At 31.6% G+C, this 18,031-nt stretch carries 16 protein-coding genes; 15 read left to right on the plus strand and 1 reads right to left on the minus strand.

All coding sequences use genetic code 11. The features are described 5' to 3' along the window. Nucleotides 1-164 precede the first annotated feature (164 nt). The 9 genes from L3B98_RS05425 (at nucleotide 165) to tkt (ending at nucleotide 11,471) form a co-directional block, all read left to right on the plus strand. On the plus strand, nucleotides 165-1,247 hold the full coding sequence (locus tag L3B98_RS05425; protein ID WP_077365831.1) for a GntR family transcriptional regulator: 1,083 nt from the start codon (nucleotides 165-167) through the stop codon (nucleotides 1,245-1,247). Between the two features lie 456 nt (nucleotides 1,248-1,703). Beyond that, entirely contained in the window at nucleotides 1,704-2,390 is a 687-nt protein-coding gene (locus L3B98_RS05430; protein ID WP_077365829.1) for an L-ribulose-5-phosphate 4-epimerase, read from the plus strand. Nucleotides 2,391-2,466: 76 nt separating this feature from the next. Beyond that, nucleotides 2,467-3,120: a fructose-6-phosphate aldolase gene (fsa, locus tag L3B98_RS05435; protein ID WP_077365827.1), complete on the plus strand. Its 654-nt coding sequence runs from the start codon at nucleotides 2,467-2,469 to the stop codon at nucleotides 3,118-3,120. A gap of 226 nt (nucleotides 3,121-3,346) precedes the next feature. Then, nucleotides 3,347-4,954 carry an FGGY-family carbohydrate kinase gene (locus tag L3B98_RS05440; RefSeq protein WP_077365825.1) on the plus strand — a complete coding sequence of 536 codons (1,608 nt, stop codon included), beginning with the start codon at nucleotides 3,347-3,349 and terminating at the stop codon, nucleotides 4,952-4,954. A 63-nt stretch (nucleotides 4,955-5,017) separates the two neighbouring features. Next, nucleotides 5,018-5,290 (plus strand): hypothetical protein, encoded by a 273-nt coding sequence (locus L3B98_RS05445; RefSeq protein ID WP_077365823.1) that lies wholly within the window; start codon nucleotides 5,018-5,020, stop codon nucleotides 5,288-5,290. A 117-nt stretch (nucleotides 5,291-5,407) separates the two neighbouring features. After that, on the plus strand, nucleotides 5,408-6,538 hold the full coding sequence (chvE, locus tag L3B98_RS05450; RefSeq protein ID WP_015394750.1) for a multiple monosaccharide ABC transporter substrate-binding protein: 1,131 nt from the start codon (nucleotides 5,408-5,410) through the stop codon (nucleotides 6,536-6,538). Between the two features lie 69 nt (nucleotides 6,539-6,607). Then, nucleotides 6,608-8,158 carry a multiple monosaccharide ABC transporter ATP-binding protein gene (mmsA, locus tag L3B98_RS05455; protein WP_077365821.1) on the plus strand — a complete coding sequence of 517 codons (1,551 nt, stop codon included), beginning with the start codon at nucleotides 6,608-6,610 and terminating at the stop codon, nucleotides 8,156-8,158. Nucleotide 8,159: 1 nt separating this feature from the next. Beyond that, nucleotides 8,160-9,374: a multiple monosaccharide ABC transporter permease gene (gene mmsB / locus L3B98_RS05460; RefSeq protein ID WP_077365819.1), complete on the plus strand. Its 1,215-nt coding sequence runs from the start codon at nucleotides 8,160-8,162 to the stop codon at nucleotides 9,372-9,374. 105 nt (nucleotides 9,375-9,479) lie between these two features. After that, entirely contained in the window at nucleotides 9,480-11,471 is a 1,992-nt protein-coding gene (gene tkt, locus L3B98_RS05465) for a transketolase (protein WP_238915896.1), read from the plus strand. Nucleotides 11,472-11,582: 111 nt separating this feature from the next. Here the strand turns inward: tkt and L3B98_RS05470 are convergent, their stop codons facing one another. Beyond that, nucleotides 11,583-12,317 carry a GntR family transcriptional regulator gene (locus tag L3B98_RS05470; protein WP_077365815.1) on the minus strand — a complete coding sequence of 245 codons (735 nt, stop codon included), beginning with the start codon at nucleotides 12,315-12,317 and terminating at the stop codon, nucleotides 11,583-11,585. A gap of 361 nt (nucleotides 12,318-12,678) precedes the next feature. Here L3B98_RS05470 and udp point away from each other — a divergent pair, with 361 nt between their 5' ends. The 6 genes from udp to L3B98_RS05500 all read left to right on the plus strand — a co-directional run bounded on the left by udp (nucleotide 12,679) and on the right by L3B98_RS05500 (nucleotide 17,729). Then, nucleotides 12,679-13,455 carry a uridine phosphorylase gene (gene udp / locus L3B98_RS05475; protein WP_077365813.1) on the plus strand — a complete coding sequence of 259 codons (777 nt, stop codon included), beginning with the start codon at nucleotides 12,679-12,681 and terminating at the stop codon, nucleotides 13,453-13,455. A gap of 38 nt (nucleotides 13,456-13,493) precedes the next feature. Next, nucleotides 13,494-13,895, plus strand: a complete 402-nt coding sequence (gene cdd / locus L3B98_RS05480; RefSeq protein WP_077365811.1) for a cytidine deaminase — start codon at nucleotides 13,494-13,496, stop codon at nucleotides 13,893-13,895. 68 nt (nucleotides 13,896-13,963) lie between these two features. After that, nucleotides 13,964-15,154, plus strand: coding sequence for a phosphopentomutase (locus L3B98_RS05485; protein WP_077365809.1), 1,191 nt, complete (start codon nucleotides 13,964-13,966; stop codon nucleotides 15,152-15,154). A 29-nt stretch (nucleotides 15,155-15,183) separates the two neighbouring features. Then, nucleotides 15,184-15,858 (plus strand): hypothetical protein, encoded by a 675-nt coding sequence (locus tag L3B98_RS05490; protein WP_238915897.1) that lies wholly within the window; start codon nucleotides 15,184-15,186, stop codon nucleotides 15,856-15,858. A 25-nt stretch (nucleotides 15,859-15,883) separates the two neighbouring features. After that, nucleotides 15,884-16,597 (plus strand): purine-nucleoside phosphorylase, encoded by a 714-nt coding sequence (deoD, locus tag L3B98_RS05495; RefSeq protein ID WP_015394741.1) that lies wholly within the window; start codon nucleotides 15,884-15,886, stop codon nucleotides 16,595-16,597. A gap of 22 nt (nucleotides 16,598-16,619) precedes the next feature. Continuing rightward, on the plus strand, nucleotides 16,620-17,729 hold the full coding sequence (locus L3B98_RS05500) for a BMP family ABC transporter substrate-binding protein (protein WP_238915898.1): 1,110 nt from the start codon (nucleotides 16,620-16,622) through the stop codon (nucleotides 17,727-17,729). The last annotated feature ends 302 nt before the right edge of the window (nucleotides 17,730-18,031 follow it).

Here is an 18,031-nt window from a genome sequence, read left to right on the forward strand (position 1 = left end):
GTATTCACTTAAAAAAATGATTGATAAAGAAAATTTTTTGTAAAAACAGTTGATATAATAAAAAAAAGATTATATAATCAAATTATCAAGTGCGTACAACTTGAAAAAAATTATGTTTGTAAAGTAGTATTGCATATTTTATTTGATGAAAGTAGTTGAGGAAAATGAAAGAAGCTGAAACAAAGCATGAGCTTATTGAAAAATATTATATCGGCCTTCTGGAAAACAATAAGGTTTCAGCGGGGGAACAATTACCTTCTGAAAATGATATAGCCAAGCAATTTAATGTTAGTAGGCACACTGTAAGACAAGCTCTTAATTATTTAGCTCAAGAAGGCTGGATATATAAAGAAAGAGGAAAAGGAAGCTTTTACTCAAATAAAAAGCAAAATGAAATAAAGAAAAACGTTGCGGTTCTTACAACATATATATCAGATTATATTTTTCCAAAGATAATATCAGGTATAGAAGAAGAACTGAGAAGAAAAGGATATAATTTACTGCTATTTAATAGTAACAATGATATAAACAATGAAAGAATTTGTTTTGAAAACATTATTAACCAAGATATAGCAGGATTAATAGTAGAACCAGCTCAAAGTACAATAAACAATTTACACCATGAGAGTATTAAAAAGTTGGAAAAAAATAATATTAAATATATTGCAATCAATGCAAATTGTGATGAGGAAAATTCTGCTTATATTTTAGTAGATGATGAACAGGGTGGATACAAATTAACAAATTATTTATTGGAACTTGGGCACAGAAATATAGCAGCCTTATTCAAGGCCGATGACTTACAGGGTGAAAAAAGAAGAAGAGGATATATTAAGGCACTTAGTGAATATAACTTGAGCTTTAATAAAAGCATAGTTGGAGAATATATAACAGATAATCAAGAAATGTACATTGACCAGTTTATTAAAAGAATTCTTAGTTATGAAAACAGGCCTACTGCAATTGTTTGTTATAATGATAAGGTTGCTTTAAGGGTAATAGATGAATGTAGAAAAGAAAACATAAAAATACCTAAAGACCTGTCAATTGTGAGTTTTGATGATTCAAGTCTTGCAGTTTCATCCGACATTAAACTTACAACAATAAAACACCCTAAAGAGGATATGGGAGTAAGAGCAGCAAAATGTGTTATAGATATGATAGAGGGTAGAATAGATAAACCTCAGTATACTTACAGTGCTGAACTTATTGTTAGAGAATCTTGTTCAAGAGTAGAGTTACAATAAATATGTGGACAAGTTAGAATGGTTAAAATTTTTATCTTTGCTTTGTACTAAAGCAAAGATAAATTTAAATAATATATATAAATTTTTATTCTTTTTACGTATTCTTGTACGTACATATATGCAACAAGGAGGTAGGAAAGGTATTAAAATTAAAGTGTATTATGAAAGTTTATTCAGCAAGGGAAACAGAAGTTCTTGAAAAAAGACGGTGTAAAACCTTGCAAAGCGTGTAACCGTATACTCTAGAGAGTATAAGAAATACTTACGATTAACCGTAAGTATATCATTTATCAAGCCAAAATAATAATTTAAAAATCAGCTAATAGTTTTAATTTAATAGTAAACAGTGAAAAAAGTTCTGTAACACTAAAAAATATTAACATATATGTAGTGATTTACACCACAACTGTGAACTGTAAATTGTAAACTGTAAACTGACAAAATGGGGTGTTAAAATTGTTAGAAAAATTAAAAGAAAAAGTTTATGAAGCAAATATGGAACTTCAAAGAAAAGGCCTTGTTATTTATACATGGGGAAATGTAAGTGAAATTGATAGAGAAACAGGCTTGGTAGTTATTAAGCCAAGTGGTGTTGATTATGCAACAATGGAAGCTGAAGATATGGTGGTTGTAGATTTAGAAGGGAATGTTGTTGAAGGAAAATATAAACCATCAACAGATACCCCAACTCACCTAGTTTTATATAAAAAATATTCCAATATCGGAGGCGTGGTTCATACTCATTCAGAATGGGCAACAACTTTTGCTCAGGCTGGAATGGATATACCAGCTTTTGGTACAACTCATGCAGATTATTTTTACGGAGATGTTCCGTGCACTAGGGACTTGACTGATGAAGAAATCAGCAACGAATATGAGAAAGAAACAGGAAATGTGATAGTTGAAACAATAGGTGATAAAAATCCATTAGAAGTTCCAGCTATTGTAGTAAAAAATCATGGACCATTTGCATGGGGAAAAGATGCAGATTTAGCTGTATATAATGCAGTTGTATTGGATAAAGTTGCTGAAATGGCTTATAAAACAATGACATTAAATAGTAATGTTGAAAGAGTTAAGCAGCATCTTTTAGATAAGCATTACTTGAGAAAACATGGTGCAAATGCTTATTATGGACAATAATGAAATTAAGTTAAATAAATATGTAAGATATTAAATAAGTAAAAATTTTAAATTAATAAATGGGAGATGTAATATTATGAGATTTTTTTTAGACACAGCAAATGTAGATCACATTAAAGAAGCAAATGAAATGGGAGTAATCTGTGGAGTAACAACAAATCCATCACTAGTAGCAAAAGAAGGCAGAGATTTTAACGAAGTAATTAAAGAAATAACAGGAATAGTTGATGGACCAATAAGTGGAGAAGTAATAAGTGAAGATGCAGCAGGAATGATAAAAGAAGGAAGAGAAATTGCAGCAATTCATAAAAATATGATAGTAAAAATTCCAATGACAGCTGAAGGCTTAAAGGCAACAAAGGTATTATCTAGTGAAGGAATAAAGACAAATGTAACTTTAATATTCTCAGCAACTCAAGCACTACTTGCAGCAAATGCAGGAGCAACTTATGTAAGTCCATTTTTAGGAAGAGTAGATGATATATCAATGATAGGAATGGATTTAGTAAGAGATATAGCAGAAATATTTGCAGTACATGGAATAGAAACAGAAATAATAGCAGCAAGTGTAAGAAATCCAATTCACGTAATTGAAGCAGCCAAAGCAGGAGCAGATATAGCAACAATACCATTTAATTTAGTAATGCAAATGCTAAAGCATCCATTAACAGATCAAGGATTAGAAAAATTTAAAGCAGACTGGGCAGCAGCTTTTCCAGCTAACAGTTAACAAACTAAGTTCACAGATCATAGTTAAGAATGAAATTACTAAGTAATTTTGGTGAATTTATGTTTAAGTCTAAATTTTTTAGAGGATACTAAGAAAATAATTAATGTATAGTAAAAAAGATATGCATCTTATAATAAATTAAAAAATTCAGCTAATAAGTTAAGAACTAACTGTTAACTCATAACAGTTAACTCTTAACTCCTAACTGAATAAAATGGAGGGTTTTATGAGTCACGATATGAGCAAATTAAAGAATGCTATTATTAATGGAAAAACAGTACTTGGCATAGAACTTGGTTCAACTAGAATTAAAGCTGTTCTAATTGATGAAGATAATACACCTATAGCTTCAGGTAGTCATGATTGGGAAAATAGATATATTAATAACATATGGACTTACAGTTTAGATGATATATGGGCTGGTGTTCAAGATAGTTACAAGAATATGGTTGAAGATGTTAAGAAGCAATATGGTGTTACACTTCAAACTATAGGAGCAATTGGATTTAGTGGAATGATGCATGGATATATGGCTTTCGATAAAGAAGGAAAACTTTTGGTACCTTTCCGTACATGGAGGAATACAATTACACAAAAAGCATCTGAAGAATTGACAAAAGTATTTAATTATCATATACCACAAAGATGGAGCATTGCACATCTTTATCAGGCTATTTTAAATAATGAAGAACATGTAAATGATATAAGTTTCCAAACAACTTTAGCAGGGTATATTCATTGGAAACTTACAGGACAAAAAGTTTTAGGTGTAGGTGAAGCATCAGGAATGTTCCCTATAGATATTGATAGTAAAAGCTTTAATAAAAATATGATTAAACAGTTTGATGAATTAATAACTTCAAAGAATTTCTCATGGAAACTGGAAGAAATATTACCTAAAGTTTTATTGGCTGGTGAAGATGCAGGTACACTTACTGAAGAAGGGGCAAAGCTCTTAGATGTCACAGGACAATTAAAGGCAGGTATTCCACTTTGTCCTCCGGAAGGTGATGCAGGAACAGGAATGGCTGCTACTAATAGCATCGCAAAGCGTACAGGTAATGTTTCAGCAGGAACATCTGTGTTTGCAATGATTGTACTTGAAAAAGAACTATCAAAGGTGTATGAAGAAATTGATCTAGTTACAACACCTACTGGCAATCTAGTAGCTATGGTTCACTGTAACAACTGTACATCAGATCTTAATGCTTGGGTTGGTTTGTTTAAAGAATTTGCAGAAGCAATGGGTGTAGATGTTGATATGACAAAGCTTTTTGCAACATTATATAATAAGGCTCTTGAAGGAGATTCAGATTGTGGTGGATTATTAGCATATAACTACTTCTCAGGTGAACATATAACTAATTTTGAAGAAGGACGTCCTTTGTTTGTAAGGTCACCAGAAAGTAAATTTAGCTTAGCTAATTTTATGCGTGTTAACTTATTCACAGCATTAGGGGCATTAAAAATTGGTTTAGATATCCTCCTTAAACAAGAAGGTGTTAAATTAGATGAAATTTTAGGTCATGGAGGTTTATTCAAAACTAAAGAGGTTGGACAGAAGATTATGGCTGCCGCTATAGATGCTCCAGTTTCTGTTATGGAAACTGCTGGAGAAGGTGGCGCATGGGGAATTGCATTGCTTGCATCCTATATGCTTAATAAAGCTGAAAATGAGACATTAGAGAATTATCTAGTAGAGAAAGTATTTGCAGGAAAGATTGGTACTAAGGTTAGTCCTGATAAAAATGACGTTGAAGGTTTTAACCAATTTATAAATCGTTATATAAATGGACTTACAATTGAAAGGGCAGCAGTAGATAAACTTAAATAAATATTAAATATACTTTATTATTGAATATTAAACCATAATTTTTATTAGATTGGAGATGATTCAATGAATGAAAAGAATGTAACATTGAGCAATAGGTTATTATATTATCTAATAGCACCAGGATTATTACTATATTTTGTTATGATCGATGCTGGATTTCTAACACCATCTTTTTTGCCATTGGCGATGTTTGGAGCAATTATTATTTTGTGTGTGGCTATTCATCTGTTATACAAAAAAAAGAATGTAGAGTATAAGTTTGATGTAAATAAGTTATATGCGAATGCTATGGCATTGTTAGTTATTTGGGAATTGTCCTACAACTTTTACAAGTAAATGTAAAGATATTACCTTTTGATCTGTTTGAATTTATCACACATGATAACGATTAGATGGAACAAAAGAAAATATAAAAATTAAATTAAATATGTGTAGATGGAAGGGGAAACAATTATGAAAAAGAAATTAATGGCAATGTTACTATCTATGACACTTTTAGGATCATTAGGAGGATGTGGTGTTACAACTACTGCTCCAGGAGGTGCAGATGACAAAAATTCTAGTAGTGCAACAAGTGATTCAAATACTAGTGGAAAAACAATTGGTATTTTAATGCCAACAAAGTCTTCTGAACGTTGGATAAAAGATGGAGACGATATGGTAAAAGGTTTAAAAGATCTTGGCTATAAAACAGATCTTCAATATGCAGAAGATGTTGTAGAAACACAAGTATCACAAGCTGAAAACTTAATTACAAAGGGTGTAAGTGCTTTAGTAATTGCAAATATTGATGGTGAATCATTAACAGACGTTTGTGCAAAAGCTAAAGCAGCTAATATTCCTGTTATAGCTTATGACCGTTTAATTAAAAATACTGCAGATGTAGATTACTATATTTCTTTTGATAATAAGCTTGTAGGGACTCAAATAGGACAATATATTGAAAAGAAATTAGATTTAAAAAATGCAACTAAGTCATTCAATATAGAATTATTTGCAGGTTCTCCAGATGATAATAATGCACATATGTTATATGATGGTGCAATGGAAGTTCTTAAACCTTATATAGATTCTAAAAAATTAGTTGTAGCTTCAGGTCAAACTAAATTTGATGAAGTTTGTACATTAAGATGGGATGGCGCTTTAGCACAAAATAGAATGGAAAACATATTAACTGCTAATTATTCAAAAGGTAAAAAAGTTGATGCTGTATTTTCTTCTTATGATGGTTTAAGTCGTGGTATTGTAGAAGCTTTAAGAAGTGTTGGTTACGGTAGTGCTGATCTTCCATGGCCAGTAATAACAGGTCAAGATGCAGAAACAGCTACAGTTAAGTCAATTGTTAAAGGTGAGCAAACACAAACAATATTTAAAGATACAAGAAAACTATCAGCTCAAGCAGTTAAAACAGTTGATGCAGTTTTAAAAGGACAAAAAGCAGAAGTTAATGATGAAAAAACTTATAACAATGGAGTAAAGGTTGTACCATCATATTTATGTACTCCAGTTTCTGTAGATAAGGATAATTATAAAAAAGAATTAATTGACTCAGGATATATAAAAGAAGCAGACCTTAACAAATAGTAATCAAATTATAAAAATAATAGTAGCAATAAATTGCTACTATTATTTAAACAAGGAGGGACATAATATATGTTAGGGAATAATGATATTATTCTTGAAATGATAAATATAACTAAGACATTTCCAGGTGTAAAAGCATTAAATAATGTTAATTTACAAGTACAACAAGGAGAAATTCACTCACTTTGTGGAGAAAATGGAGCAGGTAAATCTACTTTAATGAAAGTTTTAAGTGGAATATATCCTTATGGATCGTATGAAGGTGCTATTTTGTACAACAGAAAAGAATGTAAATATAAAACTGTTAAAGATAGTGAAGCAGATGGAATTGTTATTATACACCAAGAATTAGCGTTAAGTCCTTACCTTAGTATAGGTGAAAATATTTTTATTGGAAATGAAATTGCGAGTCATGGAGTTATAGATTGGCATGAGGTAAGAACAAGAACTCAAGAATTACTTAAAAAAGTTGGATTAAATGAAGATCCAGATACCATAGTAAATACATTAAGTGTTGGTAAGCAGCAGCTAATTGAAATTGCTAAAGCCCTATCAAAAAATGTTAAATTATTAATATTAGATGAGCCAACAGCATCATTAAATGAAGATGATAGTGAACATCTATTAGATTTAATGTTGGAGTTAAAAAAACAAGGAATAACATGTATTTTGATTTCACATAAATTAAATGAAGTTTCTAAAGTTTGTGATTCTATAACTATATTACGTGATGGAGCATCTATTGAAACTTTAGATGCATCTGGCGGAAGAATTCCTGAAGATAGAATTGTAAAAGGTATGGTAGGACGTGAACTTTCAGATCGTTATCCTAAGAGAACTCCTAAAATAGGAGAGGTGTTATTTGAAGTAAAGGATTGGAATGTATATAATCCGGAATATCCAGATAGAAAAAAAGTTGATAATGTCAATATAAATGTGAGAAAAGGTGAAGTGGTTGGAATTGCAGGGCTTATGGGTGCAGGAAGAACTGAACTTGCAATGAGTATTTTTGGAAAAACATATGGTGCAAATATTTCTGGAACTCTTATAAAAGAAGGAAAAGAAATCAATATAAAAACAGTTAAAGATGCAATTGATGCAGGTATTGCTTACGTAACTGAAGATAGAAAAGATGCAGGTTTAAATTTAATTGATGATATACGTCATAATATTACAATTGCTTCTTTAAATAAAATTTCTAATAAGGGTGTTATAAATGAACAAGTTGAAATTTTAGCTGCAGAAGAATTTAGAAAATCAATGAATATAAAAAGTCCAAGTATATTGCAGCTTACAGGAAATTTAAGTGGTGGTAATCAACAAAAAGTAATCCTTTCAAGATGGATTTATGCAGAACCAGACTTATTAATTCTTGATGAACCTACTAGAGGAATTGACGTTGGAGCAAAATATGAAATTTATACAATTATAAATGACTTAGTAGCACAAGGAAAAGCTGTTATTGTAATTTCTTCTGAATTACCAGAAGTTCTTGGTATAAGCGATAGAATTTACATCATGAATGAAGGGAAAATGATAGGGGAACTAGATATTAAGGATGCAACTCAAGAAGTTATTATGAGTAAAATAGTTACGGCAAAAAACAAGGAGGCAGAGTAAGATGAGTGAAGTAAAAGTTGAAACAAATAATAGTGTAAAAGACGAAGTTAAAAAAGGTAGTTCATTTAAGAGTTTTATGGGAAAAAACGGAATGTTTGCTGTATTAATAGCGGTAATAACTATATTTGAAATTCTAACTAAAGGAATTATGTTAAACTCTCTTAATATAACTAATTTAATTCAACAAAATGGATATGTATTGATTGTTGCAATAGGTATGTTATTGGTAGTAATAATAGGTACAGTTGATCTTTCAGCAGGTTCAGTCTGCGCATTTATTGGAGCCATAGCTGGTGTGTGTATGGTTAGTAAAGGCCTTAATCCAGGATTATCTATTATTATATCACTTGTATTAGGCGGAATTGTTGGAGCAGCTCAAGGATATTGGATAGCTTACAAAGAAATTCCAGGATTTGTAGTAACTTTAGCTGGTCAGTTAGCATTTAGAGGATTTGCGATGATAATATTAAATGGTAAAACAATAGCACCATTTCCAACATCATTTGCAGAGATAGGATCTGGTTTCTTACCACCACTATTTTACTTCAAAATGGGTGCAGGTTATTTAGTTGGATCAACAGTAATTATAGGAATTATATTCTCGTTAGCTGTAGTATTAAAAAATATTAAAAACAGGAAGAAACTAAAGAAATATAATTTTACAGTTGAAAGCAAGAATGTATTTTTTGCTAAAAATGCTGTGGTAGTTGCAGTAATTCTAATTGGAGCTTTTATGTTAGGAAGTTACAAAGGAATACCTAATGTATTGATACTTGTTGGAATAATAATAGGGATTTACTCATTTATTACTACTAAGACAGTATTTGGTAGACAAGTTTATGCAGTTGGTGGTAATAGAAAAGCAGCAGCATTATCTGGTGTAAAGGTTGCTAGAACTCAATTTTTAGTATTTATCAATATGGGAGTAATGGCAGCATTAGCAGGATTAGTTTATGCAGCACGTGTTAATTCGGCACAACCAAAAGCAGGAGTTAACTTTGAATTTGATGCAATGGCAGCTTGTTATATTGGTGGTGCATCAACAAGTGGTGGTACAGGAAGAATTATGGGAGCAGTTGTCGGTGGATTAGTATTAGGTGTTCTTAATAATGGTATGTCTTTACTAGGAGTCGATAATAACTGGCAAATGGCTATTAAAGGTTTTGTTTTACTATTTGCAGTAGTATTTGATTTATACTCAAAGAAGAAGAAATAATGAGTATTAAATTATAGCTTGACAATGTTATGTTATAAATTGTCAATTAAATTCCATATTGCTAATTTAGAAAAAATAGTAAAATAAGTTAAAGTGAGGTAAGAAATGAGTAGAGAATTAGATAAGTTATCAATTAATGCAGTAAGAGTATTATCAGCAGATGCTATAGAAAAATCAAAATCTGGACATCCGGGATTACCACTTGGTTCAGCAACAATGGCATTTACATTATGGACAAAAATGAATCATAATGGAAAAAATCCTGAATGGGATAATAGAGATAGGTTTGTATTATCAGCAGGACATGGTTCAATGCTTGAATATTCATTACTACATTTATTTGGATATGGATTAACCGTTGAAGATTTAAAGAACTTCAGACAAGTAGGAAGTTTAACACCAGGACATCCTGAATATGGTCATACTAAAGGTGTTGAAATAACAACAGGACCACTTGGACAAGGTATTTGTAATGCAGTAGGTATGGCAATAGCAGAAGCGCATTTAGCAGAAAAGTTTAATAAGCCAGAGTATAGCATAGTTGATCACCATACATATGCTATAGTTGGTGATGGATGCCTTATGGAAGGAATTTCAGGAGAAGCATCATCTCTTGCAGGAACTTTAGAACTTGGAAAGCTAATAGTACTATACGATTCAAATAACATTTCAATAGAAGGAAATACAGATATAGCATTTAGAGAAGATGTAGCAAAGAGATATGAAGCTTATGGCTGGCAAGTATTAAAGGTTGCAGATGGAAATGATATAGATGCAATCGAAAAAGTAATAGCAGAAGCTAAAGCAGAAACTAAAAAGCCATCAATGATAATAGTTAAAAATCAAATTGGATTTGGTTGTCCAGCAAAACAAGGAAAAGCTTCAGCTCATGGAGAACCTTTAGGAGCAGACAATGTAAAAGCTATGAAGGAAAACTTAGGCTGGAAGGCTGAACCTGCATTTTATGTTCCAGATGAAGTTTACACAAATATGAACGAACATGTAGCAAAAGGTGAAAAGACTGAAACAGCTTGGAATGAATTATTTAAAGCTTATTCAGCAGCTTATCCAGAATTAGCAGCAGAGTATACAAAATGGATGAGTGGAGAAATTGATAAAGATGCATTATTAAATAATGAAGAACTTTGGAGCTTTGATAAAGAAATGGCTACAAGAGAATCTTCAGGAATAATGATAAATAGATTAGCTAAGCTTATTCCTAATTTTATAGGTGGATCAGCAGATTTAGCACCATCTAATAAAACTCATATGAATGATAGAGGAGATTTCTCAGCAGAAGATAGAAGTGGATCTAACCTTCACTTTGGAGTTAGAGAACATGCTATGGCAGCTATAGCTAATGGTATGTATGCTCATGGAGGACTAAAAGTATTCTGTGCAACCTTCTTTGTATTCAGTGATTACATGAAAGGTGCTATGAGATTATCGGCTCTTATGAAGCTTCCAGTAACTTATGTATTAACTCATGATAGTATTGGAGTAGGGGAAGATGGTCCAACTCATGAACCAATAGAACATTTAGCAGCACTTAGAAGCATGCCAAATATGACAGTGTTTAGACCAGCTGATTCAAAAGAAACAGCAGCCGCTTGGTATTATGCTGTAACAAATGGAGCTACACCAACTTCATTAGTATTAACAAGACAAAAGTTACCACTATATGATGGATGTCCAAAGAGAGCTTTAAAGGGTGGATATATCCTTAAAGATTCAAAGAAAGAAACTCCAGATGTACTATTAATGGCATCAGGTTCAGAAGTAGAATTAATCTTTAAAGCAGCAGATGAACTAGCAGCAAAAGGAATTGATGCAAGAGTAATAAGTATGCCAAGCTTTGAGTTATTCGATGCTCAAGATGAAGCTTATAAAGAATCAGTAATGCCAAAAGCAGTACGAGCTAGACTAGCTGTTGAAGCTTTAACATCCTTTGGATGGCATAAATATGTAGGTTTAGATGGAGATGTTATTTCCTTAGATACCTTTGGCGCATCAGGTAAAGCAGAAGTTTTATTTGAACAATTTGGATTTACTGTAGAAAATGTTGTTGAAAAAGCAATCAAAGTAGTTGAAAAATAAGTAATATAATAATGTTTTACAATAAATCTCAAACTTATTTAGTTTGGGATTTATTTCTTTCGTGAAAAAGAGCCACACTAATTTTTTAGTGTGGCTGCTCCATTTGTCTGATTATTTTTTTGGATGAAATTTGATAGAGCTAGTTTTTATAGGTAAATAGTGCTTGTTAGAGGCTATTGGAAATTCTGAGTCTTTATGGATAGTTTCTTGTATTAGATGAAATTGATTTTCTGGTGAAATGGGGTAAGCTTTGGCAGCAAAATTTCCAGAAGTTGAATACTTAATTTCAACCAAAATATCACTAGATATTTCATAAAGCTCTCTCTCTATAAATTCTAAAATTTGATCTTGGTTGTTTAAATCCAAATTAAATTTGGAAATGGTTTCAATTGGTAGTAAAGTAAAAGTGTATGCTATAGCCTTACCTTGAGCCTTATACCACCTATCTATTAATACAACAGCAGCAGTCTTTTTTATTAAAATTTGATTAAAATAATCTGTAGACGGTTCTATACGCAATTGGATTTTAACTTCATCAATGGTATCGTTTATACATTTGTATATAGGATGCCCCATTGTTTCTAAACCAATATCCTTTTTTGGTTTAGCCTTCACTATAAAATTTCCTTTGCCTCGAATATTATTTACTAATCCATCATCTTGCAATAATGCAAGTGCCTGTCTTAAGGTTGTTCGGCTCACACCAATTAATTTTGAAAGTTCGGGTTCTGATGGCAATCTACTGCCTTCAGGAAAAGTTCCTTCATTTATCATTTTAAAAAGTTGATTATAAACACTCACATATCTCAATTCTTTTTCATTTACAGTTATATTAAACTCATTCATAAAAATATCACCTTTCTACAGACATAAGGTTGTTTAGACAAGTAGACATATACATAATATTATTATAAGTATATAATAATAAATATAATTTCGATTTCATATTAATGACAATAATATTTTTATAATACTCAATTATCGTTATTAACACAATATATTTTAACATAGATTTGAAGTTAGGTATAACCCTAAAATATAAAATAAATAAAAAGAACTTGACAGAAATAATTAGGCATGATATTCTCAGTGTACAGACAAAGATACAAGTTAATAGACAAGTTAATGATGTGTCCGACATTTTTTTAAAAGACTCTTGTAATCGTATTCTAAAAATGATTTTTATGAAATAAATGGAGGGATAAATATGAATTATTCACAAGGTTCAGGGAAACAATATCATATAAATGTTGGTGAAGGAGAAGTTGGAAAATATGTTATCATGCCAGGAGATCCAAAAAGATGTGAAAAGATAGCAGCACATTTCGAGAATCCAAAGTTAATTGCTGATAGCAGAGAATATGTAACTTATACTGGATATTTAGATGGGGTTAAAGTAAGTGTTACATCAACTGGGATAGGTGGACCATCAGCTGCAATAGCCTTAGAAGAATTAGTAAACTGTGGAGCTGATACATTTGTAAGAATAGGTACATGTGGTGGAATGGATATAAATGTTAAAGGTGGAGATGTAGTTGTAGCCACTGGAGCAATTAGAGCAGAAGGTACTAGTAAAGAATATGCGCCAATTGAATTTCCTGCTGTAGCAAATTTAGAGGTTATAAATTCTTTAGTAGATGCGTCTAAGAGATTAAATAAAGTTTACCACGCAGGAGTTGTTCAATGTAAAGATTCATTTTATGGACAACATTCACCAGAAACAAAACCAGTAAGTTATGACTTATTAAATAAATGGGATGCATGGTTAAGATGTGGATGTCTTGCTTCTGAAATGGAGTCAGCTGCATTATTTGTAGTAGGAAGTTATTTAAAAGTCAGAGTAGGATCAGTTTTCCTAGTAGTAGCAAACCAAGAACGTGAAAAGGCAGGGTTAGAAAATGCACAAGTGCATGATACGGAAGCTGCAATAGAAGTTGCTATTGAAGGAATTAGAAATCTAATAAAAGCTGATATGAATAAATAATTTAATAATAAATTATTTAATTATGGGAGATGGGAAATATGGATAAATATCAAGATATTTTAGATAAAGCCTTTGGAGCTATGGAAAATGCATATGCACCTTATTCAAAGTATCATGTTGGTTCTTGTGTTTTAACTAAAGATAAGAAATACTTTATAGGAGCTAATATAGAAAATGCATCTTATGGATTAACAAATTGTGCTGAAAGAAATGCAATTTTTCAAGCTTATTCCAATGGATATCGTAAAAGTGATATAGAAGCAATAGCTATTGTAAGTGATGGAAAAACAGTAGCAACTCCATGTGGAGCATGCAGACAGGTATTAGCAGAGTTATTAGAAAAAAATACACCAATAGTATTATCTAATAAAAAGATAGAAAAACTTACTGATATAGAAGAATTATTACCAATGTCTTTTGGCGAAGAAGATTTGAAGTAAAAAAATAAAATCAATTGTTTATAATGCATAAAATAATTAAAGCATTATTAACTTAGAAAGGATGAAATATGAAAAAATATAATAGAATTTTTACAATTGTAATAGATTCTCTTGGAGTTGGAGAAATGAACGATTCAAGAGAATATGGAGATACTGGAGTAGATACGCTTGGGCATATAGCAGAAAGTGTTGAAAGCTTTAAAATACCTAATTTGCAAAAGCTTGGGTTAGCAAATTTACATCCAATAAAGCATGTAGCAGCAGTTGAAAGGCCATTAGCTCATTTTATGAAAATGAAAGAAGCAAGTGTAGGTAAAGATACAATGACTGGCCATTGGGAAATGATGGGACTAAAAATAGAAACTCCATTTCAAACATTTACAGATACAGGTTTCCCAAAGGAATTGCTAGATGAGTTAACAAAAAGAACAGGACATAATATTGTAGGGAATAAGAGTGCCAGCGGTACAGAAATTTTAGATGAACTTGGTGAACATCAAATGAAAACAGGGGATATGATTGTATATACTTCAGCAGATTCTGTGTTACAAATTTGTGGTCATGAAGAAACCTTTGGATTAGAGGAGCTTTACCGTTGCTGTGAAATAGCTAGAGAAATAACTCTTAAAGATGAATGGAAAGTTGGAAGAGTTATAGCAAGACCATATTTAGGAGCAAAAAAAGGTGAATTTAAAAGAACAAGTAATAGACATGATTATGCTTTAAAACCATATGGAGAAACTGCTCTTAACGTATTAAAAAATAGTGGACTAGACGTTATCTCTGTAGGAAAAATTAATGATATTTTTGACGGAGAAGGAATTACAGAATCTAATAAATCAAAAAGCTCTGTTCATGGTATGGAACAAACTTTAGAGCTTGTAGATAAAGAATTTAAAGGATTATGCTTTATCAATTTAGTTGATTTTGATGCATTGTGGGGACATAGAAGAAATCCAGTTGGTTATGCAGAGGAATTAGAAAAGTTTGATGTTAATTTAGGTAAATTACTAGATAAATTAAGAGGGGATGATTTATTAATAATCACTGCTGATCATGGTAATGATCCTACTTATAAAGGTACTGATCATACACGTGAATTTGTTCCTTTCTTAGCATATTCACCATCAATGACACAAAGTGGTTTGATGGAAACCAGTAATAGTTTTGCTGCAATTGGTGCTACAATAGCAGATAATTTTCAAATAGAAATGCCAAAAAATACAATCGGTGAATCAGTATTAAGTAAGCTTGTTTAATATGTATAGCTAAGGAAGGGTAGTGGTTAATGAATAGTTTCATTAATAAAATTAAGAAGGAATACAATAAAATATTTCTTGTAAAAATTGCAATAGCATTAATTGGGGTAGCATTTATAGGCTTTGGAATTGCATTTAATTCAGCTGCAATGCTTGGAAATGATGCAGTGGCAATTTTATATGATGGAGTTCGTAATGCATGTAGACTTCCACAAAGTGGACTTGGAATAATAACAAATGTAGTAAATTATTCGTTGATAATAATAGTAGTGATACTAAATAGAAGATATATTAATATAGGTACATTTATATATACTATTCCTATGGGAACTTTTGTAGGAATAGGTGCCAAAATTTATGATTATATCAATTTCCCTTTTATTTTAGAATGGAGAATATTAAGTGCAATTTGTGGGTGTTCAATGATATTTATAGGTCTAGGAATTTTCATAGCTATAGACATTGGATTAGATCCGTTTACATGTATAGCAATGATATTGAGAGATAAAATAAAGTCTCAATTTCGAACAGCAAAGATAATATGTGATATTACTTCAGTTACTATTGGATTTACCCTAGGTGGGAAGGCTGGCTTGGTAACAGCAATTGCTGCCTTTGCAGGAGGCCCAAGTATACAATTTGTATCAGAACTATTTAAAAAAGTAGTTCTGGTACATTTAAAAATAAATAAAGATAAGATTTAAAATGTGATTTTTGGAGGAGAGAATTATGACAAATACACCAACTCCCCATATTGGGGCACAATTAGGAGAAATAGCCAAAACAGTGTTAATGCCAGGTGATCCACTGAGAGCTAAATTTATTGCAGAAAATTTCTTAGAGGATGTTGTTCAATTTAATACAATTAGAAATATGTTTGGATACACAGGTAACTATAAAGGAAAACGCGTTTCTGTTATGGGAGGCGGAATGGGAATGCCATCTATTGGAATATATTCCTATGAATTGTTTAATTTTTATGGTGTAGACAACATTATCAGAATTGGAACAGCAGGCAGTTTATCTGAGAAGTTAAATTTACGCGATGTTGTAATCGGTTTAGGTGCATCTACTAATTCTAATTATGCGTCTCAATATAATTTACCAGGAACTTTCGCTCCTATAGCAAGCTTTGATTTAGTTAGTAATGCAGTTGAAGCAGCAAAAGAAAATAATATTAATGTTGTTGTAGGAAATATATTATCATCTGATACATTTTATTGCGCAGATAAAACAGCAACTGATAAGTGGAGAAGCATGGGTATTCTTGCTGTAGAGATGGAGGCAGCTGCACTTTATATGAACGCTGCAGAGGCTGGAAAAAATGCATTATGTTTACTTACAATTTCAGATAGCGTGTTAACTGGAGAATCACTTTCAGCAGAAGATAGACAATTGAGTTTTACAGAAATGATGAAAATAGCCCTTGAAATAGCAAAATAATAAATTTTAGGAGGAAAATTTTATGAAAAAAAGATTATTATCATTATTAGCAATTTCAGCAATTACGGTTACTTTATTTGCTGGATGTGGAAGTTCATCAGGTGCTGGAGATAAATCAGGTAAGTCAGAAGAAAAATTAAAAGTAGGTATGGTAACTGACTCAGGAACAATCGACGATAAGTCATTCAACCAAGGTACTTGGGAAGGATTAAAGAAGACTGAAAAAGATTTTGGAACTGAAACAAAATATGTTAAACCAAGTGGAGAAACTGAAGCGGATTACTTAAAGAACATTGGGGATCTTTACGACTCTGGATTTAAGTTTATAGCTACTCCAGGATTTAAATTTGAAACAGCTATTTTCAAAGCTCAAGATCAATATAAGGATGCACACTTTGTATTAATTGATGGTACTCCAAATGATGGTGCTACTCCAAAAGCAAACTACAAAGTAGGAGACAATGCAGTATCTATATTATTTGCAGAACATCAAGCAGGATTTATTGCAGGTGTTGCAGCATCAGTTCAACTTAAAGAAGGAGACCTAGGATTTATTGGTGGTATGGAAATTCCTGCTGTTCAAAAATTCAACTGGGGATTCCAACAAGGTGTTGCTTATGCAAACAAGAATTTAGGAACTAAAATGACATTAAAAGCAGAAAATGTAGTATATCAAGGTACATTCAACGATTCAGCAGCAGGACAACAACTTGCAGCTCAAATGTATGACAGAGGCGTAAAAGCAGTATTCTGTGCAGCTGGTGGAGTTGGAAATGGTGTTATAACAGAAGCTAAAGCAAGAGCAGCAGCTGGTAAGCCAGTTTGGGTTATTGGTGTTGACAGAGATCAATATCAAGATGGTGTTGGTGCAGATAATAAATCAGTAGTTCTTACTTCTGCTGTAAAGAAAGTTGAAACAGCAAGTTATGAAATGGTTAAGCAATTAAAAGATGGTAAGTTCCCAGGTGGTCAAACATTAATATTTGATATTACAAAGGATGCAGTTGGTATCCCAGAAAAGAATCCAAATTTAACTGACGATACAATGAAAACAGTTAATGATGTGGTTGGAAAACTTAAAGATGGATCAGTTAAAGTGAATGACAAAAATGATGGATCATTAATAAAATAATAATTCCTAAGACAATGTAGTTAGGATTCTACTAATAGTAAAACAAAAAGGATGAATTTCTACAGGTTTGTTAATCTTATAGATTTAAATCTGAAAGAAATTTCATCCTTTATTTTTTGCAAAGATCAATTATAGTTATAACAATTAGGAGTTAAATAAGGAGGAGTAATTAATGGAATATGTAGTTGAAATGCTAAATATTCGAAAAGAATTCCCAGGAATAGTAGCTAATGATAATATTACTCTTAGATTGAAAAAGGGTGAGATTCACGCGTTACTTGGTGAAAATGGAGCTGGTAAGT

The organism is Clostridium sp. YIM B02555 (assembly GCF_022320955.1).
Taxonomy (GTDB): Bacteria; Bacillota; Clostridia; order Clostridiales; family Clostridiaceae; genus Clostridium; species Clostridium saccharoperbutylacetonicum.

Coding starts and splice junctions, on each gene's coding strand:
- mmsA (WP_077365821.1), top strand. CDS start 6,608: ATGTTAGGGAATAATGATATTATTCTTGAAATGATAAATATAACTAAG.
- L3B98_RS05445 (WP_077365823.1), top strand. CDS start 5,018: ATGAATGAAAAGAATGTAACATTGAGCAATAGGTTATTATATTATCTA.
- L3B98_RS05490 (WP_238915897.1), top strand. CDS start 15,184: ATGAATAGTTTCATTAATAAAATTAAGAAGGAATACAATAAAATATTT.
- L3B98_RS05425 (WP_077365831.1), top strand. CDS start 165: ATGAAAGAAGCTGAAACAAAGCATGAGCTTATTGAAAAATATTATATC.
- udp (WP_077365813.1), top strand. CDS start 12,679: ATGAATTATTCACAAGGTTCAGGGAAACAATATCATATAAATGTTGGT.
- tkt (WP_238915896.1), top strand. CDS start 9,480: ATGAGTAGAGAATTAGATAAGTTATCAATTAATGCAGTAAGAGTATTA.
- cdd (WP_077365811.1), top strand. CDS start 13,494: ATGGATAAATATCAAGATATTTTAGATAAAGCCTTTGGAGCTATGGAA.
- chvE (WP_015394750.1), top strand. CDS start 5,408: ATGAAAAAGAAATTAATGGCAATGTTACTATCTATGACACTTTTAGGA.
- L3B98_RS05485 (WP_077365809.1), top strand. CDS start 13,964: ATGAAAAAATATAATAGAATTTTTACAATTGTAATAGATTCTCTTGGA.
- fsa (WP_077365827.1), top strand. CDS start 2,467: ATGAGATTTTTTTTAGACACAGCAAATGTAGATCACATTAAAGAAGCA.
- L3B98_RS05440 (WP_077365825.1), top strand. CDS start 3,347: ATGAGTCACGATATGAGCAAATTAAAGAATGCTATTATTAATGGAAAA.
- L3B98_RS05500 (WP_238915898.1), top strand. CDS start 16,620: ATGAAAAAAAGATTATTATCATTATTAGCAATTTCAGCAATTACGGTT.
- L3B98_RS05470 (WP_077365815.1), bottom strand. CDS start 12,317: ATGAATGAGTTTAATATAACTGTAAATGAAAAAGAATTGAGATATGTG.
- mmsB (WP_077365819.1), top strand. CDS start 8,160: ATGAGTGAAGTAAAAGTTGAAACAAATAATAGTGTAAAAGACGAAGTT.
- deoD (WP_015394741.1), top strand. CDS start 15,884: ATGACAAATACACCAACTCCCCATATTGGGGCACAATTAGGAGAAATA.